27 protein-coding genes are annotated in these 22,365 nt (G+C 51.1%); 26 read left to right on the forward strand and 1 reads right to left on the reverse strand.

Translation table 11 applies throughout. The features are described from left to right. Positions 1–333 precede the first annotated feature (333 nt). The 4 genes from Afil_RS03875 (at position 334) to rpsR (ending at position 2,789) form a co-directional block, all read left to right on the forward strand. Positions 334–1,242, forward strand: a complete 909-nt coding sequence (locus Afil_RS03875) for a hypothetical protein (RefSeq protein ID WP_230267206.1) — start codon at positions 334–336, stop codon at positions 1,240–1,242. A gap of 377 nt (positions 1,243–1,619) precedes the next feature. Next, positions 1,620–1,913 (forward strand): 30S ribosomal protein S6, encoded by a 294-nt coding sequence (gene rpsF, locus Afil_RS03880; protein WP_230267231.1) that lies wholly within the window; start codon positions 1,620–1,622, stop codon positions 1,911–1,913. 15 nt (positions 1,914–1,928) lie between these two features. Further along, positions 1,929–2,531, forward strand: a complete 603-nt coding sequence (locus tag Afil_RS03885) for a single-stranded DNA-binding protein (protein WP_230267232.1) — start codon at positions 1,929–1,931, stop codon at positions 2,529–2,531. 27 nt (positions 2,532–2,558) lie between these two features. Next, positions 2,559–2,789 (forward strand): 30S ribosomal protein S18, encoded by a 231-nt coding sequence (rpsR, locus tag Afil_RS03890; protein ID WP_230267207.1) that lies wholly within the window; start codon positions 2,559–2,561, stop codon positions 2,787–2,789. 134 nt (positions 2,790–2,923) lie between these two features. On the opposite strand, the gene Afil_RS03895 is transcribed toward rpsR, so the two are convergent. Continuing rightward, positions 2,924–4,288: an AAA family ATPase gene (locus tag Afil_RS03895; protein WP_230267208.1), complete on the reverse strand. Its 1,365-nt coding sequence runs from the start codon at positions 4,286–4,288 to the stop codon at positions 2,924–2,926. Positions 4,289–4,664: 376 nt separating this feature from the next. Here Afil_RS03895 and Afil_RS03900 point away from each other — a divergent pair, with 376 nt between their 5' ends. The 22 genes from Afil_RS03900 (at position 4,665) to Afil_RS04005 (ending at position 22,250) form a co-directional block, all read left to right on the forward strand. Beyond that, on the forward strand, positions 4,665–5,153 hold the full coding sequence (locus Afil_RS03900) for a DUF5684 domain-containing protein (protein ID WP_230267209.1): 489 nt from the start codon (positions 4,665–4,667) through the stop codon (positions 5,151–5,153). A gap of 206 nt (positions 5,154–5,359) precedes the next feature. Beyond that, positions 5,360–6,298, forward strand: a complete 939-nt coding sequence (locus Afil_RS03905; protein ID WP_230267210.1) for a hypothetical protein — start codon at positions 5,360–5,362, stop codon at positions 6,296–6,298. A 153-nt stretch (positions 6,299–6,451) separates the two neighbouring features. After that, positions 6,452–8,401 (forward strand): GGDEF domain-containing protein, encoded by a 1,950-nt coding sequence (locus Afil_RS03910; RefSeq protein ID WP_230267211.1) that lies wholly within the window; start codon positions 6,452–6,454, stop codon positions 8,399–8,401. 2 nt (positions 8,402–8,403) lie between these two features. Further along, a complete protein-coding gene (gene rplI, locus Afil_RS03915; protein WP_230267212.1) occupies positions 8,404–8,856 on the forward strand; it encodes a 50S ribosomal protein L9 in 453 nt (150 codons plus the stop codon). Positions 8,857–8,862: 6 nt separating this feature from the next. After that, on the forward strand, positions 8,863–10,212 hold the full coding sequence (gene dnaB / locus Afil_RS03920; protein ID WP_230267213.1) for a replicative DNA helicase: 1,350 nt from the start codon (positions 8,863–8,865) through the stop codon (positions 10,210–10,212). Further along, positions 10,202–11,227, forward strand: coding sequence for an MBL fold metallo-hydrolase (locus tag Afil_RS03925; RefSeq protein ID WP_230267214.1), 1,026 nt, complete (start codon positions 10,202–10,204; stop codon positions 11,225–11,227). Before dnaB ends, Afil_RS03925 begins: the two co-directional genes overlap by 11 nt. Before the next feature lie 61 nt (positions 11,228–11,288). Next, entirely contained in the window at positions 11,289–11,651 is a 363-nt protein-coding gene (locus tag Afil_RS03930) for a hypothetical protein (protein WP_230267215.1), read from the forward strand. A 109-nt stretch (positions 11,652–11,760) separates the two neighbouring features. Continuing rightward, positions 11,761–12,381: a uracil phosphoribosyltransferase gene (upp, locus tag Afil_RS03935; RefSeq protein WP_230267216.1), complete on the forward strand. Its 621-nt coding sequence runs from the start codon at positions 11,761–11,763 to the stop codon at positions 12,379–12,381. Between the two features lie 3 nt (positions 12,382–12,384). After that, positions 12,385–12,585, forward strand: coding sequence for an AtpZ/AtpI family protein (locus Afil_RS03940; protein WP_230267217.1), 201 nt, complete (start codon positions 12,385–12,387; stop codon positions 12,583–12,585). A 5-nt stretch (positions 12,586–12,590) separates the two neighbouring features. After that, a complete protein-coding gene (locus Afil_RS03945; RefSeq protein ID WP_230267218.1) occupies positions 12,591–12,971 on the forward strand; it encodes a hypothetical protein in 381 nt (126 codons plus the stop codon). Continuing rightward, positions 12,968–13,675 (forward strand): FoF1 ATP synthase subunit A, encoded by a 708-nt coding sequence (locus tag Afil_RS03950; protein WP_230267219.1) that lies wholly within the window; start codon positions 12,968–12,970, stop codon positions 13,673–13,675. Before Afil_RS03945 ends, Afil_RS03950 begins: the two co-directional genes overlap by 4 nt. 153 nt (positions 13,676–13,828) lie before the next feature. After that, a complete protein-coding gene (gene atpE, locus Afil_RS03955; protein ID WP_230267220.1) occupies positions 13,829–14,074 on the forward strand; it encodes an ATP synthase F0 subunit C in 246 nt (81 codons plus the stop codon). A 17-nt stretch (positions 14,075–14,091) separates the two neighbouring features. Further along, the gene (gene atpF, locus Afil_RS03960; protein ID WP_230267221.1) at positions 14,092–14,607 is read left to right on the forward strand and encodes a F0F1 ATP synthase subunit B; all 516 of its coding nucleotides are present in this window, start codon (positions 14,092–14,094) and stop codon (positions 14,605–14,607) included. Further along, entirely contained in the window at positions 14,601–15,134 is a 534-nt protein-coding gene (locus Afil_RS03965) for a F0F1 ATP synthase subunit delta (protein ID WP_230267222.1), read from the forward strand. Before atpF ends, Afil_RS03965 begins: the two co-directional genes overlap by 7 nt. Before the next feature lie 14 nt (positions 15,135–15,148). Continuing rightward, positions 15,149–16,669 carry a F0F1 ATP synthase subunit alpha gene (atpA, locus tag Afil_RS03970; RefSeq protein WP_230267223.1) on the forward strand — a complete coding sequence of 507 codons (1,521 nt, stop codon included), beginning with the start codon at positions 15,149–15,151 and terminating at the stop codon, positions 16,667–16,669. A 1-nt stretch (position 16,670) separates the two neighbouring features. Further along, entirely contained in the window at positions 16,671–17,522 is an 852-nt protein-coding gene (gene atpG / locus Afil_RS03975; protein WP_230267224.1) for an ATP synthase F1 subunit gamma, read from the forward strand. Positions 17,523–17,540: 18 nt separating this feature from the next. Beyond that, on the forward strand, positions 17,541–18,965 hold the full coding sequence (gene atpD, locus Afil_RS03980) for a F0F1 ATP synthase subunit beta (protein ID WP_230267225.1): 1,425 nt from the start codon (positions 17,541–17,543) through the stop codon (positions 18,963–18,965). Then, complete coding sequence (gene atpC, locus Afil_RS03985; RefSeq protein WP_230267226.1) at positions 18,962–19,360, forward strand: ATP synthase F1 subunit epsilon; 399 nt, start codon at positions 18,962–18,964, stop codon at positions 19,358–19,360. The genes atpD and atpC overlap by 4 nt, the downstream gene beginning before the upstream one ends. Before the next feature lie 374 nt (positions 19,361–19,734). After that, on the forward strand, positions 19,735–19,935 hold the full coding sequence (locus Afil_RS03990) for a hypothetical protein (RefSeq protein WP_230267227.1): 201 nt from the start codon (positions 19,735–19,737) through the stop codon (positions 19,933–19,935). 98 nt (positions 19,936–20,033) lie between these two features. Then, a complete protein-coding gene (locus Afil_RS03995) occupies positions 20,034–20,315 on the forward strand; it encodes a hypothetical protein (RefSeq protein ID WP_230267228.1) in 282 nt (93 codons plus the stop codon). Positions 20,316–20,560: 245 nt separating this feature from the next. Further along, the gene (locus tag Afil_RS04000; protein WP_230267229.1) at positions 20,561–21,079 is read left to right on the forward strand and encodes a hypothetical protein; all 519 of its coding nucleotides are present in this window, start codon (positions 20,561–20,563) and stop codon (positions 21,077–21,079) included. A 133-nt stretch (positions 21,080–21,212) separates the two neighbouring features. Beyond that, positions 21,213–22,250: an SNF2-related protein gene (locus Afil_RS04005; protein ID WP_230267230.1), complete on the forward strand. Its 1,038-nt coding sequence runs from the start codon at positions 21,213–21,215 to the stop codon at positions 22,248–22,250. Positions 22,251–22,365 lie beyond the last annotated feature (115 nt).

A 22,365-nucleotide genomic window follows, 5' to 3' on the forward strand; every position in this document is an offset into this window, starting at 1 on the left:
TCTTCCGGATCACAGACGACTGAAAACGCGTGTAAATTCCAAATACCATCTTTGAAAATTGATTGAACAAAACTTGATTTTTCTTTAGATTTCGCAAACCATTCCCTGTCTACAATCAGAAGGAGAGAAAAGCACCGCACGCGCCAAATCCAGACAGAAAAATTGAACGCATTTTTCATGGAATGGAGAAATGGAAGAAAGAAACCGGATCTTTCATTATGGAATAAGGCTTTAGCTCTCAGATTTTGAAAGCTTCAGGAGGATCTTTATTCGAAAGGATGGCCGCCCTTTGAGCGGCATCCTGTGAAGGAACAGAGAAAGGAGCTGTTGAATATGACAGGAAAACGATTTGGTTTGCAAAAGGCTCTGTGCGTGTGCTTAGGCATTCTTGTTTTTTCGGGCTGTACTGATTCTTCATCGAGCACTGCCGGCACGGTGCAGCCTTCTTCTTCCAGCACCGCCATGCAGACCATTTCTTCGAGCTCAGAAGGGGAGCTGTGGGTGATGGAAAATGACACGATCGCATCCAGGCTGCAGTACTGCCGCCCGGGTGAAGGCGGTCATATGATCACCCATGCCGATCTGAATTATGGCTTTGAAGCACCGGCCGACCTGCACTATGTTTCGGAGAATGGAACGATCTCCTTTAAGAAAGACGGAAGCTGGAAAGCGGTAAAACCTGGAGAAGACTGTATTACGCGGCTGCAGGACTGGGATCTGGAAGAAATGAAGGAAAGAGGTCTGGATCCGGATATCGCTCTGCAGCTGCCGAAGACGGATCGGTTCCATGTGTATGTAACGGAAGACTATCCTGTCTATACGCTCCGAAATCCGAAAACGGAAGAATACCGTCTCGTGGATGATCGTGCGGCCTGCACCGCTTTGGTCGATCAGGGATGGGAGCAGGTGGAAGAAATGTTTGTGATGTCAGCCGATTCGGGCACGAAAGTGCGTGCTTTCTACAATCCGGAAGACGGCGATCGGATTTATACGGTCGATTCGGAAGAAGCAGATCGCCTGCTCGAAAAGGGATGGACGGAAGAGGCTTCTCAAATGACTTCCGATACCGAAGAAGGCATTCCTGTGTACTGTCTGACGGCAGAAATCAACGGGAAGTCCCGCCATCTGTATACAACAAAGTACCATGACTGGCGCGCCTATGGAGATTTATGGAAAGTCGATGACGATATTGCCTTTTACGCCGTTCGGACGCCTCTGTATGACGATGGAACGCTTTATTGAGGAAGAATAGTTTCCGCATTCGAAAAAAATGACTTTAGACCGGCCGATCGTACAGATCGAGCCGGTTCTTTTAATCGATCCGGTTCTTTTATGGGAAAAGAGCGGATATCGATGTACAGGCAGGAGAATAGAATCCCGGTGCTTGAGACGGCAGAGCGGACTGGCCGCACGGCATCTGGAATATTTCCCTGAAGACAGTCGGGCAGCCGTATAAAGATTCAGATTGAAAAACAGATCGTCAGACTACCCGGTTTTGAATCTGAAAAAAGGACAGACTTGCGCATTTTCTCCTTTTCTGATAAGGTATTTCGGCAAGTCTATCTTGCTTCCTGTCCTGCCTGATGACAGGACCGACAGACCAGAGGGAGGTGTACATGATGAAAAAGTATGAGGTTATGTACATTGTGAATGCATCGCTCGATGACGAACAGTTCGCAGCTCTTGAAAAAAGACTGTATGCTCCAATCATTGAGAACGGCGGCTCCGTTGACAAAGTGGACAACTGGGGCGTAAAAGATTTTGCCTACGAGATCAATCACATGAAAAAAGGCCACTATGTGGTTATGTACTGCACCGCTAACAACGAAGGAATTGAAGAATTCCAGCGTCTGTGTCGTATCAACAACAGCGTAATTCGTGTCATGGTTATCAAAAAAGAAGAAGAAAAGTAAGAGGTACCGTCTATGATGAACCGCGTTGATTTAATTGGTCGACTGACGAGAGATCTGGAACTTCGCCGGACTCAGTCAGGTAATAACATGCTCAGGTTTACTCTTGCTGTAGAGCGCCGCTATAAACAGCCTGGACAGCCGGAAGCTGACTTCATCAGCTGCACGGCGTTTGGCAAAACAGCGGAGAACATGGCTCGCTTTTTGCATAAAGGCTCGCTGATCAGCGTCGAAGGACGCATTCAGACCGGATCCTACGTTAACCAGCAGGGACAGAAAGTCTACACGACCGATGTCATTGCGGACAACGTACAGTTCCTCGAACCGAGAAACGCTCGAGGCGGATACGTTCAGGATCAGGGCTACGGCTACAATGGCGGTTATTCGGATAATTCCCAGAGCTACGGCGGCTACGGCAGTCAGGACGCTTCGGGAGGCCAGAACTATTCTGGCGGTTATTCGAACCAGAGCTACGGCTATGGTTCGCAGGCATCCAATCCTTACGCGAAGAGCGAAAACACAGGATTTGGAGCTGCTTCTGCTTCACCCGACAATGACACAAGCGGCATCGTCGACGATTCGTCCACCCTGGACATTTCTTCCGACGATCTGCCGTTCTAAACGAATTCAAGAAAGGAGATCCGACACATGGCATTCAAAAAACAGCGCATGGGCCGTAAAAAAGTCTGCTACTTTACAAAAAACAAAATCAAGGAAATTGATTACAAAGATGTTGAACTGCTGAAGCGTTTCATCAACACGAACGGAAAAATCATCCCCAGACGTGTTACTGGAACTCGCGCCCGCTACCAGAGACAGCTTGCTACTGCCATCAAACGCGCACGCCAGATGGCTCTGCTGCCTTACGTTGCAGACTAATTTCGGTTAATTTACCCATACCCATTCAGACAGGCTGGCTTCGGCTCGCCTGTCTTTTTTCAATCCCGCACAAAAGGCCTTTCTGCTGCTGAGAACAGAACGGCCTTTTTCCATGAATGGGGAATGTTCGATTTTCAGAAGGGGAGATCTTCGCTTTCGAGCGTCTGCAGCTCCTTGCTGGAGAGCTGAAGAAGATCCGGATTTCTGACGAGCCGTACGGCCTGTCGGGAGATGGCTTTTTCCAGCATCGTCCGTACATCCCGCGCGTTCGCAAAGCCTTTGGGGGCCGGACGGGTCAGCTGCTGGAAATAGGCGCCTGCTTTCTTTGCGGCTGCCGGACTCAGTGTGTAATCGAGCGCTCTGGCCATGTGTTCGAATATGGAAAACAGCTGGTCAGGCAGAAAGTCTTCAAAGTGAATGCACGTCGTAAAGCGGGAGCGCAGCCCCGGATTGGAGTCGAGAAAGCGGTCCATTTCCGCCGGATAGCCCGCTGCTATAACGACAAGATCGTCGCGGTGATTTTCCATCTCGCGCAAAAGAACTTCGATGGCTTCGTGTCCAAAGTCGCGTTCGGACGAGCGGGCAAGCGCATACGCCTCATCGATAAAGAGAACGCCGCCGATGGCTTTATCGATGACCTTTTTCGTTTTCATCGCCGTAGAGCCGATGTATTCGCCGACCAGATCGCCGCGCGTGCATTCCACAAAGGTTCCGCGCGAAAGAAAGCCGAGATCCTTGTAAATGCGGGCGACAATCCGGGCGGTAGTCGTTTTGCCGGTGCCGGGGTTGCCGGAGAAGATCAGATGGCGGGCGGCCGGTGCGCTTTTCAGCCCGCGCGATTGACGCAGCCGGCTGATCTGGAGCAGGTCGCAAAGCGTATGGATTTCGTTTTTCGCTTCTTCCAGACCGGTCAGCGCATCCAGCTGTCGTAAATCTTCCTGCAGTGCACTGGAGGAAAGCGAAGAATCGTCCGGCGAGGACTTTGTTTCTTTTTTGCCGGTTGCAGACTCGTCTTCGCGTTGGTCTTCTTTGTTTCCAGCGGGCGCCTGTGAGACCTCTGCGAATTGTTTGGCAGACAAATTCGACATAGATGCATCCGAAGAATCCAAATCGGTTCGACCTGGATCGAAAAGCGTATCGATCTGATCGTGAATGGCGTGAAGCAGATCCTGATTGGCATTGGGGAAGTCTGGATCAGCAATCTGAAAGAAATGGTCCGCAAACTGAAAATCCTCATCGAGTGAAACAGAATCGTCGAAAACATTTGTATTCAGCACAGTCGGATTCTCATGAATCCATGCGCTCTCCGGCCGGCTTTCTCTGGGAAAGAAGGCGATGAATTTCTGAACGGCGCTTTCGGAGCGGGTCCGGTTCCAGACGCCCATCATAAGCGTATATCCCAGTTTTCGGCGCATGTCCCAGCCAGTCAGCTCATGCAGGAAATCGCACGTTCCTAAAGCGGTCAGCAGATTCTGGCGCAAAGAAGATTCAACAGTCATGCCCTCATTATAAAAGCGAAGAAAGGAAAACCGTCCCTTATGCCTGTCTTCAAGGTATGTCTTCACTGCCAGTCTTCACCGTATGTCAGTGAGGCGTATCGTCTCTGCCTGTCTTTCCCGCATTTCTTCTTTCCATATCTCCACTGCGGTATTTTCGCTGCCGGTATTTCCTGCCGCCTTATGCGGGCATACAGACCGGCGGATCCAAAACGTGTCTCGCCTGCAGCTGCCGCACTTTGGGCAATCCGAATGACTTTTCACTCGATTTGTGGCCTTGTCTGTCAAAATATTTGGCTGGGCAAATCAAAATGAAATACTGCGAGGCTTCGTACAATAGGGATAGAAAGACTTCGCAAGGAAGCATTGAGGTGATTTTATGTTATTTGGAATTCTGGCCCCTTATTCGTATGGACTCGACTTCAACATCGGTCTTACGGCCTGGCTGGGCATTGCCTGCATCATTCTGGAGGTCGTCGGCCTCTGGAAAATGTTTGAAAAGGCGAACGTGGCTGGCTGGAAAGCGCTGATTCCGGTTTACAATCTGTATCTGCTTTACAAGATCAGCTGGCAGACGAAGATGTTCTGGTTTGGCCTGGGAACGGAACTGTTCGCTGGTATTTTCTACTATCTGGCGGTTGGAACGTTCAATTCCGCATTCCTGTATTTCGCCTATGGCCTTTCGATTGTAGCGGCCATTATTCAGGCCTGCCTCTGCTACAACGTTTCGCTGGCGTACGGCCATGGCATCGGCTATTTTCTGGGCATCTATCTGCTGGATTTCCTGTTCTATCCGATCATCGGCTTCGGTTCGAGCCGCTACATTGGAAACCGCTACGAAGGCTATACAAGCGGCAGCCGCTCGTAATCGAAATTGTTTTTCAATTTATTTCAAATGGAAGGCCGTCTGAACAGAGGGTCTTTTTGTATGGACGAGGGCAAAGATCAGTAAAAAGAAAATGGCAAACACACCGCAGACTTACCGCAAGTGCGCCGGGAAATACGGCCGGCAAGTATGTGATTTTGTCAGAAATATGGAGCGCACAGCCAAATCAGCCTAAGATATACGTGTATATGAAAATTCAGTCTATTGTCCGGGCCGGAATGCTCACCGCGGTTTTTGGCGTCTTTCTGTTTCTGAACACGCTTGGCGGACTGTGGGTCGAATCGCTCTTTCCGTATTTTTTCGGACTGCCGATTCTGCTGTGCTGTCTGATCTGCGATCGGGATTCCAAAGTACCGCTCTGCGCGTTTCTGGCCATGTTTCTACTTATGTTCATGCTCTCCGGCATCACGACCTGGCTGGTCGCCGGATCAATGCTGGTATGCGGGTATGTGTTTGGCCGCGGCGCCATACGCCAGAAAAATCTTTTTGTTCTCTGTCTGGCGACCATGCTCATTCTGTTTGTGACGGATCTGCTTTCTATGACCGTCTTTGCCGCAGTCTTTGGTTTTGACGTTAAGGAAGAACTGTCCGTCATGGGACCGTTTTTGTGGATGGTCTCGCCGATGATGATTCTGATCCTGCTGGCGTTTATTGAAAGTCTGCTGGAAACGCTGGTGGCGGCGCTGGGCTGCGTCGTTCTCTGCCAGCGGGTTCTGCACCGGCCGGTGCCGTTCAAGCTGCCGGAAAACTGGGACGTTTCTCCGTGGTGTTTCTGGCTGCTGCTCGTTTTATGGGGCGTATGGGAAATTCTGGTTTACCAGAACAATCCGGCGCTCACGGTATGGCGCGATCTGGCGCTCGGTCTTCTGATTCTTGATTTTTTACTGATGGTCTGGCAGGGCTATCTGCTGCAGTTTCGAAAAGCCAGAACGGCGATGGACGAACTGCGTGACGATCCCTCCGTACAAAACCATCCGTCGAAACTGAAAAAGAAAAGAAAAGCCATTCAGAACCGCCTGTTCTGGATGACCTTCCTTTCGCTGATGCCTCTGCTCAATGTGTATACGGCATTGACAGGGATGTATAATTTAGTCTTACGTACCTTTGCCAGAAAGAAAGGTTCGTAAGTCCTGCACGCAACCGCCCGCTAAAGTAAGATTCGATCCGTTTGTTTTGAAAAAGACGCTCTTTGTTCGAAAAACGATCGATCCGTGTGCGGCAAGAGAAGCTGCTGGCTTCTTGAAACCTGCAGGAGGTATGGAAAGACAAAGGAGCACATCATGAAAGAATACGGGAAATGGCTGTTTGCTTTCTATTTCCTGCTTGCGCTTGGCGGTGTCATGACTGTCTACGAGGCGATTGCGGGAGAATGGATCATGTTCGCCCTGCTTCTGCTGCTGGATGCGGGATTTCTGTTTCTGATTACCGCGTTCTGGCTGCAGTTAAGAAGGAAGGGCATCCAGTCCGATGCCAAGATCAGCCGCATTCTGGGGCGCGACGCCAAAGAGGCGCTCTCCATTGGCGAAGTCGGCATCATCACCTACAACGAAGAATACGAAGCCACCTGGGTTTCGGACTATCTGCGCCCCTTTTTCCCGAATCTGGTCAATCACAAGCTCACCGTGGTGATTGACGGCATTAAGGACCTGTTTCAGAGCGATATTGATTCGGTCGTCTGCATGTATAACGGCAACACGTTCGAATTCATTCATAAGGAAGACAGTTCGGTTCTGTTTGCGCGCAACATTTCGGAACTCGAACGCTATAAAAAGATGATTGCGCAAAACAGCATCGTCGTCGGAACGCTGACACTCGACAACTATTCCGAGTATCTGTCCTACGACAACGAAGCGCTGATCAACGACATCAACACGCGCATTCGCACGCCTCTTCTGGCCTGGGCCAAGGAGATGCACATTTTAATGCGCCGTACGCGCTCGGACCGCTATCTGCTCGTTCTGGACTCTGAAATCCTCACGTCCATGCGCAAGAAGAACTTCCCGATTCTTCAGAAAATCAAGGACGCAGCCAACAAGTCCGATCTGTCGATGACCATTTCCGCTGCCTTCGTCAGCGACCAGCCGAGCTTTCTGGAAATCGACCGTCTGCTCAACGAACTGACCGAACTCGTTCAGTCGCGCGGCGGCGACCAGATCGCCATTAAAAAAGGGGAAAATCCGGTCGAATTCATCGGCGGCAATTCCGAAAAATCCACCCAGCGCTCCAAGGCGCGCGTCCGCACTGTCGGCGCCAGCCTGCAGGATGTCATTCGCTCTTCCCAGAAGGTGTTTATTCTGGGTCACGTTAACACCGACTACGACGCCATGGGCGCCGCGCTGGCCGCTTCCAACTGGGTTCGCGCGCTGGGCAAGGATCCGTATATCGTATTAAAGGACGTGCCGCGCGATTCGCAGCTGTCCGATACGATGAACGCCTACTCGAGCACCATTCTCAGCCGGCATCGCTGCATTACCGAAGAGCAGGCACTGGAAATGGCGGACGATAAGAAAGATCTGCTCGTTCTGGTCGACCATTCCAACCCGGCCATTTCATCGGGCAAGGAACTGCTCAAGCGGGATATTCGAAAAGTCATTATTGACCATCACCGCCGCAACGCGGAAGCCAGCCAGGAAAATGTTCTGGTCAGCTACATCGAACCGGAAGCCAGTTCGACTTGCGAGCTTATGACAGAACTGCTGGAATCCTCGACGGTCTCCATTCCAATCTATGAAATGGAAGCGACAATCATGTATCTTGGTATCGTTGTCGACACCAGCCGCTTCAAGCAGCACACGTCCGAGCGGACGTTCCAGGCTGCCGCGACGCTGCGCTCCTGGGGCGCGAACGCCAACCGCGCCGAACAGGCTCTGCAGGTGGATTATTCCGCCTATCGCCGCAAGGCGCAGATGATTGAAAAAGCAAAGCTGTATCGCGATAAATATCTCATTGATATTCTGGATGAGCCGGTCAGCCGGACGATGCTCTCCAAAATTTCCGATGAGCTGCTCAGCTTCAAAGGCTGCAGCGCGGCATTCACCATCGGAATCAACGAAAACAACGGCAGCGTAGCTGTCTCTGCACGCAGCGACGGAAGCGTCAACGTGCAGAAAATTATGGAAAAAATGAACGGCGGCGGCCATTTCACGGCCGCGGCCCTCGAGAGAGAAAACGCAACGGTCGAAGAAGTCGCTGCCCAGCTGCAGGATCTTCTCGATGAAGAGGAGGAGTAGAAATGAAAGTAATTTTGTTAACCGATGTCCGCAAAGTCGGAAAAAAAGATGAAGTCAAGGAAGTTTCGGACGGATACGCCCGCAACTACCTGATCAAGAACGGTCTGGCTGTGGTCTGCTCCAAGGAAAACACCCGTGCCCTGGACGAGCGCATCGCCGCGCGCAAGGAAGAAGACGACCAGAACCGTCAGGAAGCTGAGCGCATCGCCAAAGAGCTGGAAAACATGCAGCTCGAGTTCACCCTCAACACCGGAAAAGGCGGCAACACGTTTGGCCAGATTTCGTCCAAGCAGATCGCCCATGCCCTTTCGGAAAAAGGCATTGTCGTCGACAAGCGCAAAATCATGATGGAAACGCCGGTAGATTCCTTAGGCACCACGAACGTGAAAGTGGATCTGTACAAAGGAAAAATCATCGGAACCATTCACGTCCATGTCAGCGCGAAAGGAGCTTAATCTGTCATGATTCAGGAACTGCCCAATGCGAGCCGCATGGAGCAGGCCTTGCTCGGTGCCGTACTGATCGACCCTGAAGTCCTGTCCAAGTGCCGGGACGAGGATCTTACGGCAGCCGAGTTTTTTGTTCCTGCTCACCAGCAGATTTATTCCGCCATGCTGGCGCTCGCGTCCGCCGGCCGTCAGGTTGATTTTGAAAATATTGTGCTCCGCCTGCAGGAAAACGAAGAACTCGAAAGCAGCGGCGGCATGGACTATATTTCCGAACTCGTCGACGGTGCTGTCTCCGGCGCGGTCGCGGGCCGCTATATTGAGACCATTCAGGCCAAGGCGCAGCTGCGCCGCCTGATCAGTACTGCGGATCGGATCTCGGAAGAAGCTTCGGGATCTTCGCTCGAACTCGATTCCATTCTCGATGACGCCGAACGGTCCATCATGGACGTCACCCGGCGCCGTCGCGGTTCGGACTTTCGTTCTTCGGCGGAAATCTGCGAAGAAGTAAAAAATGAAATTTCCATTTTGCGCGAACAGAGCGGCATCAGCGGCATCCGGACCGGGTATACCGATCTCGACCGGATGACCAACGGTCTGCACCGCGGTGATCTGATTATTCTCGCCGCCCGACCGGCGATGGGTAAGTCGGCGTTCGCGCTCAATGTCGCCAACCAGGTTGCCCGACGCAACCCGGGCGCGGTCGCCATTTTCTCGCTGGAAATGCCGGCGGCTTCGCTCATGAAGCGTCTGATTGCCTCGGAATCCAGAATCGATGGCGGCAAGCTCACCAGCGGCAAGCTCGACGACGGCGAAATGAACGGCCTTTCTGATGCGTGCGCTCAGCTGTCAGACCGGGAACTGTTTATCGACGATACGTCGATGGTCAAAGTCAGCCAGATTTTCTCGAAATGCCGCAAGCTGAAAAACCAGGCCGGTTCGCTCTCTCTGATCGTCATCGACTACCTGCAGCTGATCAGCGGAAGCGGCCGTACCGACTCGCGTCAGCAGGAAGTTTCGGACATTTCGCGAAACCTTAAAATTCTCGCCAAGGAAATGGACTGCCCGGTTATCGCGCTTTCCCAGCTGTCCCGAAAAGTCGAAGAGCGTACCAACCATGAACCGCAGCTTTCCGACTTGCGTGAATCTGGATCGATCGAGCAGGACGCGGACATCGTCATGTTCATTTACCGTGAGCAGTACTACAATTCGGATCCAGATCAGCAGACGGAAACCGAAGTTGTCGATCTTTCCCTGAAAAAGCATCGAAACGGTGAAACCGGTAAAGTTCAGCTCGTGTTCGAAAAGTCGTATTCGCTGTTTTCTTCTCTGGCGCATGACGGAGTGCCTGGCTATGCGGGTTGATCTGCTCTGCTCGGGATCGAAAGGCAACGCCTGTCTGGTCCGGCATAACAATACGAAGATTCTGATCGACTGCGGACCTCCGTCCTGGCGCTATCTCAAAAACGCCATGGATGATGCAGGGGTAAGTCCGGACGATCTGGATGCCCTGCTCATTACCCACAGCCACAGCGACCATATCCGGCAGCTTTCGCATTTTACCGGCCTGCCGGTATACGCCTGCTGCGCCCTTCATCCCAAAAACTATAAAAAGCAGCCGGTGACTCTCGATCTGCGTCAGGTTCTGCCGCCTGTCCGCTTTCAGGTAGGGGACCTGAAAATTCTCGCCTTGCCAACCTCGCACGATTCGGGTCCGTCGATGGGGTTTGTCATTAAGTCCGAACACGAAAAGCTCGTATACATGACCGATACCGGCTACGTGCCTGAAGCGCTGTTTGGCGATCTTTCGGATGCGGACTACTACATTTTTGAAAGCAATCACGATCTGGAAAAGCTCAACCAGACCGACCGGCCGTTCGCTCTGAAAATGCGCATCGCCTCCGATACCGGTCATCTGTGCAATCAGGACAGCGCCCGCATTCTCTGCAGCTGCATGACCCGGCGCACCCGCCATATCGTTCTGGCTCATCTTTCCGAAGAAGCCAATACGCCCGAACTGGCGCTAGGCGCTCTGTTTGAACGGCTCGAGTATGCGCACGTTCATCACGATCAGCTTGTGATTGAAGCTGCAAAGCAGTTTGAACCGCTCCATTTTGGCGAGATCCGGGAAGATGATGAGGCGGCTGACGAAACGGCGGCTGCGTATTCGGCGGATTTGTCGGATTTGTCGGATTTGTCGGATTTGTCGGATTTGACAGACCCGGCAGACAAAGCGAAAAACACGGACAGTACGTCTTTTCCGGATCGAAAAGAGGATGCTTCGCCTGCGGCTTTGCCTGCGCCTCAAAAAGCTGCTTCCAAACGCTCACGTTCCAAAGCCGCTTTGGCGGGTCATGGCGAATCGTCACATGCTGCCTGAAACGAAATCGCATGCTTTCTTTTCCAACAGGAAATCGTCTCATTTTCGTTCATAAAGCTGCTTGTCTAAAGCGGCTTGCCGTTTTGCGGCAGTCTCTGGTTTTCCAGAAGGCTGCCGCTTTTCTTATAGCCGGACTTTGTTCGCCAATGCCCGTATCTTTGTCCGCCCCGGCTTTTCCGGCCTGTTCTTTCCTGCTTTGTCTTTTCCCGTTTTGTCTTTTTCCGATTTGTCTGGACGGAAGGAAGCCGGGCGGATTTTGTCGGGCTTTCGCCTGGAAACCGGAGATGGCGAGCGCTTTTGCCCCGCGCTGGTCTGCCTCTGGGCAAAAATCGGAAACTGGCCAGTGCGCCGCAATCGCTCCAGAAAAGTTCAAAACGATTTAAGTACAGGCAAACTGGCAATAATCATAATGGATTCGTATTAAAAATATCCGTATCGGAGATGGAAGAATTTCACTCTGCTTACCCTGAGCTATCTCCGGGGAATTGAGCGGGTTTTGGTATAATGTCTTCGATAAAGGAAGGTGATTCACTTTGCTTACTGTTTTTGATCATCCGCTGATCAAGCACAAGCTTTCGATCATGCGTGATAAAAACACAAGTACAAAAGACTTCAGAGATAACCTTGATGAAATCGGATCGCTGATGGTCTATGAAATGACCCGCGATCTTCCTCTTCACGACGCAGAAATCGAAACGCCGATTACGACCATGACCGGTCACAAGCTGGCCAAGGATGTCGTTGTCGTGCCGATTCTGCGTGCGGGACTTGGAATGACTCAGGGCATTCTCGATCTGATTCCAACGGCCAAAGTGGCCCACATCGGTCTGTTCCGTGACGAAAAGACGCTGGAACCGCATGTTTACTTTGAAAAGTACCCCAAGAACATGCCGGAGGCTGTGACGATCGTTGTTGACCCGATGCTCGCAACCGGCGGAAGCAGCTGTGCCGCGATTGACATGGTCAAGCGGCAGGGCGCGACCAACATCAAGCTGGTGTGCCTGGTCGGTGCGCCGGAAGGTGTAGCCGAGGTGGAAAAGCATCATCCGGATGTGGACATTTATCTGGCCGCTCTCGATGACCATCTCAATGAGAACGGCTATATCGTTCCAGGACTCGGAGATGCGGGAGACCGTATTTTCGGCACGAAGTAGCCTATGAATCCGATGAAATTCGGCGGGTTTCTCCTGGTCAATCTGCTCGTGTGCATCTGGCTCGGGTATCTGATTGATTCCTGGACGAACATGTCCCCTGTCTGGATTATTGTCTTTACGCTGTATGCGATTATCGGCAGCTTCTTAGTTCTGCTGTATCGCAACAAGAAAAAAGACAAGAAGAAATCTTCCGGAAAGGAATAGACGCCATGTCCCCGGATCTTCGGCAGCTTTTCCGCTACAGCGGGAAGGCCACCCTGATTCTTTGTGCCGTCGCGTGCGCAGTCAGTCTTTTCATTGTCCAGGGAAGACAATGGATTTTTTGCGCGTTCGCGATTTTTTATGGAGCATTGTGCGCCATGCTTTCCCTTTACATGATTGCCCTCTCGACCCGGAACCTTTCCGGTGCGGACGCGGGCAAGAAGAGCAAAGGCTATGGCTCGTACATGCTTCGGTATCTGATGTATGCCGTCCTGCTTTTTGCGGGGGCTTTTGCAGGTCTTCCCGTACTCGGGCTGATGGCAGGCATCGCAATCCAGAAAGCCACCCTGGTGCTTTACGCCAGGCGCGGCGGAAAGGAGACTGAATGAGCGAAGTCAGTCAGATTGTTTTTCACTTCGGTTCGTTCAACTTCTCCCTGCACCAGTCCATTCTCGTATGGCTTGTGATCTGCCTGATCGTAGGCATTGTCGCCTGGATCGCAGGAAAGAAAATTGAAAAAGCGGACCCGTCCAAAGCTCCAAAAGGCATCGTTTACTGGTCTGAAGAGCTTTACAACCTGTGTCTGTATGTCATTCAGGGCAACCTGAAAGAAACGACCATCCACTATTTGCCGATGTTCGGCACCCTGATGGTCTGCATGCTGCTGTCCAACCTCACCGGTCTGATCGGATTTCAGAACCCGACCTCCAATGTTTCCTTCAACGCAACGCTCGCGCTGATGTTCTTTCTGATGATTCAGTTTCACGGAATCACCAAGGCTGGCCTCAAGGCCCGCTTAAAAGAACTGACCGAGCCGATGTGGCTGCTTACGCCGCTGAATATCATCGGTGAACTGGCCCTGCCGGTTTCGCTGACGATGCGTCTTTTCGGCAACATTCTGGCCGGAACGATTATTTCGCTTCTGATTTACACGCTGATCAAATCGATCGCCCCATGGGGATATCTTGGCCTGACCATTACGCCGTTCCTTCACATGTACTTTGATGTGTTCTCCGGCGTAATTCAGACGTATATCTTCTTTACGCTGGGCACGTACTTCCTCGGTCAGCAGACCGCTGAACAGGAAGACTGATCCTTTGAGGGCTGTCAGGACTGCACAAACACGGGCAGACATACGACAGTACACATACAGAAAAAGCGCACAGCTTTATGGCTGTGCATGAACCGCCCCGGGATCGCGCTTTCGATCCCCATCCATTTAATTTGAAAAGGAGAATACAGTTTTATGGAATTCAATGCAGATTTCGTAAGAGGAATGGCCTGCCTGGGTGCCGGCATCGCCATGATCGCTGGTCTTGGCCCTGGTATCGGTCAGGGTATTGCCGCTTCCAAAGGTGCGGAAGCCGTAGGCCGCAACCCGGATGCTTCCGGTAAAATCCAGTCCATCATGGTACTGGGTATCGCGCTGGCTGAAACCACAGGTATTTACTCGCTGATCATCGCCATTCTGCTCATCTTCGTGAAGGGCTAGGCCGCTGGTGAGATCCGATGATTGATTTCAATATTGATAACTACCTGCGGATTTCCTGGCAGGATGTTCTGCTGGTATGCATTTCATCACTCATCATCGTTCTCTTCTGCAAACATTTTTTCTGGGATAAGATTCTGGCCTTTATCAACAAGCGTCAGAAACTGATTCAGGACAACATCGACAGTTCCGAGACGCTGAAAAAAGAAGCGCTTCAGGAAAAGGAAGAATACGACCGTCAGCTCGCTGCTGCGGGCAGCCGTGCCAATGAAATCATTGACCAGGCAAGACGCGAAGCGCTGGTGGAAAAGGATTCGATTCTGGATCAGGCACAGAAACAGGCTTCCAACATAGAACGGGCGGCCAAGGAAGACATCGAAAAGGAACGCCTGCGTGCGCAGGGCGAAATGAAAGCCGCTATTACCGATGTCGCCATTGCCGCTGCCGGACAGATCCTGGATTCGGAAATTGATGCCGATAAACAGAAGAAGATTCTGGACGATCTGATTGATGAAGCAGGTGAAGGCAAATGGTAGATACCGCCCTTCCTTATGCTCAGGCTCTGATTTCTCTTGCCCAGGAAAATCATGAGGAAGATGCCGTTTTCCATGACCTTGAGCAGATGGAAACGGTGATGGATGAAAACCCGGAGCTCGAGCCCTGGCTTTCTCATCCTGCAGTCCCCTCTGCCCAGAAAGAAGCTCTGCTTCTGGAGCTCTTTCAGGATGGTACCCATCCCGTATTTGGGGACTTCCTTAAAATTGTCAGCCGTCATTCGATGAGCGGACACTTAAGAAAAATCGCAGAAGATTACCGGGCTTTGCTCGACGAACTGCACAACATTCAGAACGTGTACGTGACGTCGGCCGCAAAGCTGGATGAAAACCAGAAAGAACGGCTGAAAGCCGCTCTCAAAAAGAAGCTTGGCGCGGAAATCCGCCTGAAGTGTTCAGAAGATCCGTCTCTGATCGCGGGCATGATTATCCGTACCCCTGATGCCGTGCTCGATGCGAGCTATCAGGGCAAGCTGGAAAGAATGAAAGAACAGCTTTTGAAAAGCTGAAGCAGGTGATGTGTATGAGTTTAAATCCCTCCGAGATTTCAAAACTGATCAAAGCACAGATCCGGAACGTTGATAAAGAAGTCGAGATGAACGAAAGCGGAACGGTACTGAGTGTCGGCGACGGAATCGCCAATGTCTATGGACTGAAAAACGCGATGATGTCGGAGCTGCTCCTCTTCCCGCATGATGTCTACGGCATGGTCCTCAACCTCGAAGAAGATCAGGTCGGCGTTGTACTGATGAGCGACAACCCGGACATCAAGGAAGGCGATACCGTAAAACGCACCGGTCATATTGTCGAAGTGCCGGTCGGCGACGGCATGCTTGGCCGCGTAGTCAACGCGCTGGGCGAACCGATCGACGGCAAGGGCCCGATCGAAGGCACACGTCTTCGCCCGGTTGAGCGCGTAGCGCCCGGCGTAATGACCCGTAAGAGCGTATCCGTTCCTCTGCAGACCGGTCTGAAAATCATCGACTCGATGATTCCAATCGGCCGCGGTCAGCGTGAGCTGATCATCGGCGACCGTCAGACCGGTAAAACCGCGATCGCGGTCGACACGATCATCAACCAGAAAGATCAGAATGTGCTTTGCATTTATGTCGCAATCGGTCAGAAAGCCAGTACGGTAGCCCAGATTGTCGAAAAGCTGAAACAGCACGGCGCCATGGACTACACGACCGTTGTCGTATCCACGGCTTCCGAAGCGGCGCCTCTGCAGTACATTGCGCCGTATTCCGGCTGCGCCATCGGCGAAGAGTGGATGGAGCAGGGCAAGGACGTACTGATCGTCTACGATGATCTGTCCAAGCACGCGGTAGCGTACCGCGCCATGGCGCTTCTGCTGCGCAGACCGCCAGGACGTGAAGCGTACCCCGGCGACGTCTTCTATCTCCATTCCAGACTGCTCGAACGGGCAGCCCGTCTGAATGAAAAGCACGGCGGCGGATCTCTGACCGCGCTGCCGATCATTGAAACGCAGGCCGGCGATATTGCCGCCTACATTCCGACCAATGTAATTTCCATTACCGACGGTCAGATCTTCTTAAAGACCGACATGTTCAACGCCGGTCTTCGTCCAGCCGTTGACTCGGGTCTTTCCGTATCCCGTGTCGGATCCGCTGCGCAGGTTAAGGCCATGAAGCAGGTATCCGGCTCGCTGAAACTGGAACTGGCTCAGTTTGCGGAAATGGAAGCCTTCTCCAAATTCGGTTCCGACCTCGATGCCGCTACGGCCGAAGTTCTGAACCACGGCAACCGTCTGACGCGTCTGCTCGTTCAGAAGCAGTACTCGCCAATGCCAATGCCGGAAGAAGTCCTTTCTCTGTTCTCGGGCAAATATAAATTCCTTAAGGATATCCCGGTGGATTCCGTTGAAGACTTCGAAGAAAAAATGCTTCTGTTCTTCAAGTCCGAACATCCGGAAATCCTCGAAGAAATCGCCGAGAAAAAAGCTCTGGATGATGATCTGACCAGCCGCATCAAAGCGCTGATGAACGACTTTCTTGCGGACTATAAAGTAAAGGCAGGCCTCTAGTATGGCAGCCAGCAAGCAGGCGATTAAAAGCCGGATTGCTTCGGTTCGCTCAACTAAGAAAATCACCAACGCCATGCAGATGGTCGCCAGTGCCAAGCTCAACAAAACCCGTTCCGCCATGGAGCGCAACCGTGAATACGCCAACGCCCTGCAGGAAATGCTGGCGGTGGTACTCGCCCACGCTGATTCCGGAGCGCCGTATCTGAAGGAAGATAAAAACAAGCCGTCGTTTCTGTTTGTGATCACTTCGGATATGGGCCTCTGCGGCGGCTACAACGCCAACGTACAGCGCCTGTTGACCGAGTGCGTAAAAAACGGCGATCAGATCGTCATGATCGGATCGCACGGCGTCTCGTATGCAAACAGCCGCAATATGGAACTGTTCGGCCGTCTGGTTGACATGAGCGAGGAAGATGCGTATGCAGAACTTGCCCGCTATGCCGATCTGGCGCTGAAAGAATACGACGAGGGAAAAGTCGGTGCCATTCGGGTTCTCTATACCCGCTATGTCAATACGCTGACGTTCGAGCCGGAAGTACTCACCCTGCTTCCCCCGCAGAAACCGGAAAAGTCCGAAGAGGAGTCGAAGGTGCATGCGGAAATGCTCTTTGAGCCTGGCAAGGAAGAAATGCTTGCGCAGCTGATTCCGATGATCGCAAAATCGGTTCTGTATTCCAAATACATGGAAAGCAAGACCAGCGAGCAGGCCAGCCGGCGCATGGCCATGGAAAGCGCGACCGACAACGCGGAAGAACTCGAAGAGAAACTCAACCTCGAGTACAACCGTGTCCGCCAGAGCGCCATCACCCAGGAAATTACAGAAATCGTTGGCGGTGCCAACGCCCTGAAGTAGAAAGGACGCAAATCGCTTATGGATGCGAAAGACGAAACAAAAAATACCGGGGTCGTAACCCAGATTGTCGGCCCTGTAGTCGACATTCGGTTTCCCGACAGCAAGCTTCCGGATCTGCTTACCGCAATCAAGATTCCCAAATCCGACGGGACTTCGCTGACCGTTGAGGTTTCCCAGGGAATTGGCAACGACCTCGTTCGATGCATTGCGATGGGCAGCACCGACGGACTCGTCCGCGGCATGGACGCCATCGATACCGGCAAGCCGATTCAGGCACCGGTCGGTGAGGAAGTGCTTGGACGCATGTTCAACGTGCTCGGAGAACCGATTGATGAACTCGGACCGGTCAATGCCAGACAGACCATGCCGATTCATCGTCCGGCTCCAAAATTTGACGAGCAGTCGACGACATCGGCTGTTCTTGAAACCGGAATTAAGGTTATTGACCTGCTGACTCCGTACGCCCGAGGCGGTAAAATCGGCCTCTTCGGCGGTGCCGGTGTCGGCAAAACCGTACTGATTCAGGAGCTGATTCACAATATCGCTTCGGAACACGGCGGCAAATCCGTCGTTGTCGGCGTAGGGGAGAGAACCCGTGAAGGCAACGACATGTACTACGAAATGAAAGACTCCGGCGTTCTCGATAAAACCGTACTCGTTTACGGTCAGATGAACGAATCCCCAGGCGCCCGTATGCGCGTAGGCCTGACGGGTCTGACCATGGCGGAATACTTCCGTGATGTGGAACATCAGGATGTTCTTCTGTTTATCGATAACATTTTCCGTTTTACCCAGGCGGGATCCGAAGTATCCGCTCTGCTTGGCCGTGTTCCTTCGGCCGTAGGCTATCAGCCGACGCTGGCGACCGAAATGGGTCAGCTGCAGGAGCGTATCACTTCGACGAAGGAAGGATCCATCACTTCGATTCAGGCGGTCTATGTACCGGCCGATGACCTGACGGACCCGGCTCCGGCGACAACCTTCTCCCATCTGGATGCCAAGACGGTACTTGACCGTTCCATCGCGGCGCTGGGTATCTTCCCGGCGGTGGATCCGCTGGAATCGAGTTCGCGTATGCTGGATCCGATCGTAATCGGCGAACGTCACTATAAAGTGGCGCGAGGCGTACAGGAAATTCTGCAGAAATACAATGAACTGCAGGATATCATCGCGATTCTTGGTATGGACGAACTTTCCGAGGAAGACAAGAAGATCGTTAACCGCGCACGCCGCGTTCGTAACTTCCTTTCTCAGCCCTTCCACGTAGCGGAAGTCTTCTCCGGTATCAAGGGAGTCTATGTACCGCTTGAAACCACGATCGACTCCTTTGAAAAACTGCTTTCCGGCAAGTACGATGACCTTCCTGAACAGGCCTTCATGTTTGTCGGCTCCATTGAGGAAGCGGTTGAAAAAGCCAGAAAGATTGAGGAAGAATCCAAGTGATCAAACTGCGTGTAGTCACGCCGAACGGCCGCTATCTGGAAGAAACGGTTTCAAGCATTCACGCCAAAAGCGTGCTGGGCGAATTTACGATTCTGCCCAACCATGTTCCCGTCGTTTTTTCTCTCGTTCCCTGCAAGCTGGTCATTCATGTCGCCTCCGGACAGGAGCAGGTGTACGCCATTTCCGGCGGCATTCTCCAGTTCTACGGCGATGAAGCCAGACTGCTGACGGATGCTATTGAAGGCAAGGCGGAAATCGATATTCCGCGTGCCAAAGCGGCTTTGGAAAGAGCCAGAAAACGCATGGAGAAACAGGGAGATCTCGATCAGATGCGCCGGGCCGAACTGGCCATGCGGCGTGCGATCAACCGTCTGTCGGTTACCGATTCTCTCTAAATCAGAATTCTTTATAGATCAGGAGCTTTTTCTGTTCGCATGCCGGGAAGAAAAAGCTCTTTTTCCGTTTGTCTGCCTGATTCATGGATCCGTTAATCCTCTTCGCCGGACTGGCCGCAGGTCGGCATGGCGAGCCGGATCCGCTGCGCAGCGAAGAAAGAAGCGAAGAAAGAAACGAAGGGGGAAATGAAGGCACAATACATTAGGTGGTGAGGCTCGTAATTAAAAATTCAGGGTACAGCTTAAAGCTAGCTGTACCCTGAATTTTTTTGGACTACGAAAAAATGGGAGCGGCTTGAAAGCTACGGTCCCAAGTTTGTGGAGAATATTGTTCAGGCGGCGCCAGAGATCTTCTGATGGAGAGCATGCGGAGAATGAGCGAGATGAGAATCGTCGCTCACGTCCATGACGAGGTGATCATTGAAGCTGATGAAAGAAATTCGGTTGAAGAAGTCTGCAAGCTGATGAGCGGAGTGCCTGACTGGGCTGAAGGGCTGGTGCTGAATGCGGATGGTATGAGTGCTCGTTCTATAGGAAGGACTAAAACAAGCTCAGGTATGGTTACATGTACCTGAGCTTGTTCATAGGGAGCGAAAAATAAAGAATGAAACAATGTTACACTATTCTTAACAGTTCAAATCAAAAACAAGTGGATGAAGGGAGAGGATACGCTTTGGAAAAACTGATTGAATTCAGACGTTATCCTCTCGATATGATCCTGGATAAGCTGTTGATTGATAAGACGACAGGCAAGCGAATCATCTGGCAACGGATGGCTACAGTGAATATGGAAAGAATTACTGCGATCGTTTTGAAATTACTCCTGGTGCACTGGCCGGAATTAATCCGGTCCTCATTCAGCCAAGAGCATTTAAAGCACTTGAAACGCAGCAGCAACGGACCAAATCGAAGGCAGAAGTGTTCACTCCATCCTGGATCGTCAACAAAATGGTGAATCACCTCGATGAAGAATGGTTCGGAAGTCCTGACGTATTCAATGTTGAAAAAGATCAAACCTGAGAGACAAAAACCGAAAAGATCGATTTCAAAGGTAAGAAGTGGAAAGACTACGTTGACCGATCCGTTCTTGAAATCACCTGTGGCGAAGCACCATTCATCGTTTCCCGATACAACGCCTCAACCGGAGAGATCATTCCTGTTGAAGCGCGAATTGGGATTCTTGATCGAAAGCTGCGGGTTGTGACCGAGAACACAGACAATGAAGAAGACTGGATTAAGTGGGCGACGCGCGCCTATGAAAGTGTGTACGGCTATGAGTACCAGGGCGACAATTTACTCATTGGCCGTATCAACCTGCTCATGACCTTTGTTGACTACTGCCAGAGCATTTGGGACAAAGAAGTCGATAAGGATCTTCTTACTGTAATCACAAACATCATCACTTGGAATTTCTGGCAGATGGACGGCTTGAATGGAACTGTCCCATTGGGTGTTCCGCAGCCGGTCTTTGAGCAGATGACCCTTTTCGATATTGAAGACAAACCAGAAGAAAAAGCTCCACTTTGTAAAGTACGAAAGTGGAGAGCGAAAAAAACGATTCGATACAAAGAGATTGAAAGGAAAGAAGGAATAGATATGAGCCAGAAAAAGTTTGATGTAGTGATCGGCAAAAAGCTATATCAAGATGGTATCGCTAAACAGATTAGGACACCTTTTATATCAAAGGGACGAATAAACCAATCTTTATATTGTTGTTAACAGGGGCCGGTTCTGCAGAAACCTTCTGCGGAATCGGCCAATTTCGTCTTGTGGGCTTTTGTCATACCGGTCAAAATACAAGTGTTGAATTGAATTTAAAAATCAGGACGTGAACGATGAGGAGGCTTGAATTATGACTATGCAGATGAAACAGATCGATAACAAAAATGAACTCCTCAGAGATGACCTGAAAACCACGATCAAAAAAGGCAGCAAAGTTTCAATTGCTGCAGCTTATTTTTCGATTTATGCCTTCAGAGAACTGAAGAAGGAATTAGGCCAGATCGATGAGCTTCGTTTTATTTTCACCTCCCCCACCTTCCTTCCAGATGAAAAAGGAGAGAAAAAAGCCCAAAGAGAATTTTATATTCCCAAATTGAACCGAGAACGAAATCTATATGGAACAGAATATGAGATCAAGCTGCGCAACGAAATGAATCAAAAGGCTATTGCTAAAGAATGCGCCGACTGGATTCAGAAGAAATGCAAGTTCAAATCGATGACCGGAAACGAAACAATGTCCGGAAATATCATTGTTTCTGCTCCCGGAGAAGAAGATCAGGTCTATTTTCCAGTCAATGCATTCTCGACTGCTGACCTGGGCTGTGAACGGGGTAACTATGCGTTCAATATAACCACAAAAGCAGATACTCCATTTTCGACATCTTACCTGCAAAACTTCAATTCAGTCTGGAGCGACGATTCCAGAGTCCAGGATGTAACAGATGAAATCGTCCAGAGCATATCCTCCGCTTATGTCGAGAATTCACCGGAGTTCATCTATTACGTCATCCTGTATAACATCTTTAACGAATTTCTGTCGGACATCTCTGAAGACGTTCTCCCCAATGAAGCCACTGGATTCAAGCAGAGCAAAGTCTGGAATATGCTTTATGACTTTCAGAAGGATGCGGCTCTGGCAATCATCAACAAGCTGGAGAAATATAACGGCTGCATCCTGGCAGACAGTGTCGGTCTGGGAAAAACCTTCACAGCCCTGTCTGTCATCAAGTACTACGAGAATCGCAATAAGAGCGTTCTTGTCCTTTGTCCGAAGAAATTGTCCGCCAACTGGAATACCTATAAAGATAATTACGTAAACAACCCGATTGCGGCTGACCGATTAAACTATGACGTTCTCTATCATACGGATTTAAGCCAATGTCATTAAGTTAAGATTTCTCAGACCACATCAGCGTTAAGCAGTGATGTGGTCTTTTTTCTACTCTTCAAGTCAAATCTCGAATGATTCGAGTTTTTTCACTTTTTTCTAAAAATCTATTGAC

The sequence above is a fragment of the Allobaculum fili genome, from assembly GCF_020969955.1.
GTDB classification, from domain to species: Bacteria; Bacillota_I; Bacilli_A; order Erysipelotrichales; family Erysipelotrichaceae; genus Allobaculum; species Allobaculum fili.

Coding starts and splice junctions, on each gene's coding strand:
- Afil_RS03910 (WP_230267211.1), top strand. CDS start 6,452: ATGAAAGAATACGGGAAATGGCTGTTTGCTTTCTATTTCCTGCTTGCG.
- Afil_RS03940 (WP_230267217.1), top strand. CDS start 12,385: ATGAATCCGATGAAATTCGGCGGGTTTCTCCTGGTCAATCTGCTCGTG.
- atpF (WP_230267221.1), top strand. CDS start 14,092: ATGATTGATTTCAATATTGATAACTACCTGCGGATTTCCTGGCAGGAT.
- atpA (WP_230267223.1), top strand. CDS start 15,149: ATGAGTTTAAATCCCTCCGAGATTTCAAAACTGATCAAAGCACAGATC.
- rpsF (WP_230267231.1), top strand. CDS start 1,620: ATGAAAAAGTATGAGGTTATGTACATTGTGAATGCATCGCTCGATGAC.
- rpsR (WP_230267207.1), top strand. CDS start 2,559: ATGGCATTCAAAAAACAGCGCATGGGCCGTAAAAAAGTCTGCTACTTT.
- rplI (WP_230267212.1), top strand. CDS start 8,404: ATGAAAGTAATTTTGTTAACCGATGTCCGCAAAGTCGGAAAAAAAGAT.
- atpE (WP_230267220.1), top strand. CDS start 13,829: ATGGAATTCAATGCAGATTTCGTAAGAGGAATGGCCTGCCTGGGTGCC.
- Afil_RS03950 (WP_230267219.1), top strand. CDS start 12,968: ATGAGCGAAGTCAGTCAGATTGTTTTTCACTTCGGTTCGTTCAACTTC.
- Afil_RS03900 (WP_230267209.1), top strand. CDS start 4,665: ATGTTATTTGGAATTCTGGCCCCTTATTCGTATGGACTCGACTTCAAC.
- Afil_RS03905 (WP_230267210.1), top strand. CDS start 5,360: ATGAAAATTCAGTCTATTGTCCGGGCCGGAATGCTCACCGCGGTTTTT.
- Afil_RS03925 (WP_230267214.1), top strand. CDS start 10,202: ATGCGGGTTGATCTGCTCTGCTCGGGATCGAAAGGCAACGCCTGTCTG.
- Afil_RS03990 (WP_230267227.1), top strand. CDS start 19,735: ATGAGCGAGATGAGAATCGTCGCTCACGTCCATGACGAGGTGATCATT.
- Afil_RS03965 (WP_230267222.1), top strand. CDS start 14,601: ATGGTAGATACCGCCCTTCCTTATGCTCAGGCTCTGATTTCTCTTGCC.
- atpD (WP_230267225.1), top strand. CDS start 17,541: ATGGATGCGAAAGACGAAACAAAAAATACCGGGGTCGTAACCCAGATT.
- Afil_RS03895 (WP_230267208.1), bottom strand. CDS start 4,288: ATGACTGTTGAATCTTCTTTGCGCCAGAATCTGCTGACCGCTTTAGGA.
- atpG (WP_230267224.1), top strand. CDS start 16,671: ATGGCAGCCAGCAAGCAGGCGATTAAAAGCCGGATTGCTTCGGTTCGC.
- Afil_RS04005 (WP_230267230.1), top strand. CDS start 21,213: ATGACTATGCAGATGAAACAGATCGATAACAAAAATGAACTCCTCAGA.
- Afil_RS03885 (WP_230267232.1), top strand. CDS start 1,929: ATGAACCGCGTTGATTTAATTGGTCGACTGACGAGAGATCTGGAACTT.
- dnaB (WP_230267213.1), top strand. CDS start 8,863: ATGATTCAGGAACTGCCCAATGCGAGCCGCATGGAGCAGGCCTTGCTC.
- Afil_RS03875 (WP_230267206.1), top strand. CDS start 334: ATGACAGGAAAACGATTTGGTTTGCAAAAGGCTCTGTGCGTGTGCTTA.
- Afil_RS03945 (WP_230267218.1), top strand. CDS start 12,591: ATGTCCCCGGATCTTCGGCAGCTTTTCCGCTACAGCGGGAAGGCCACC.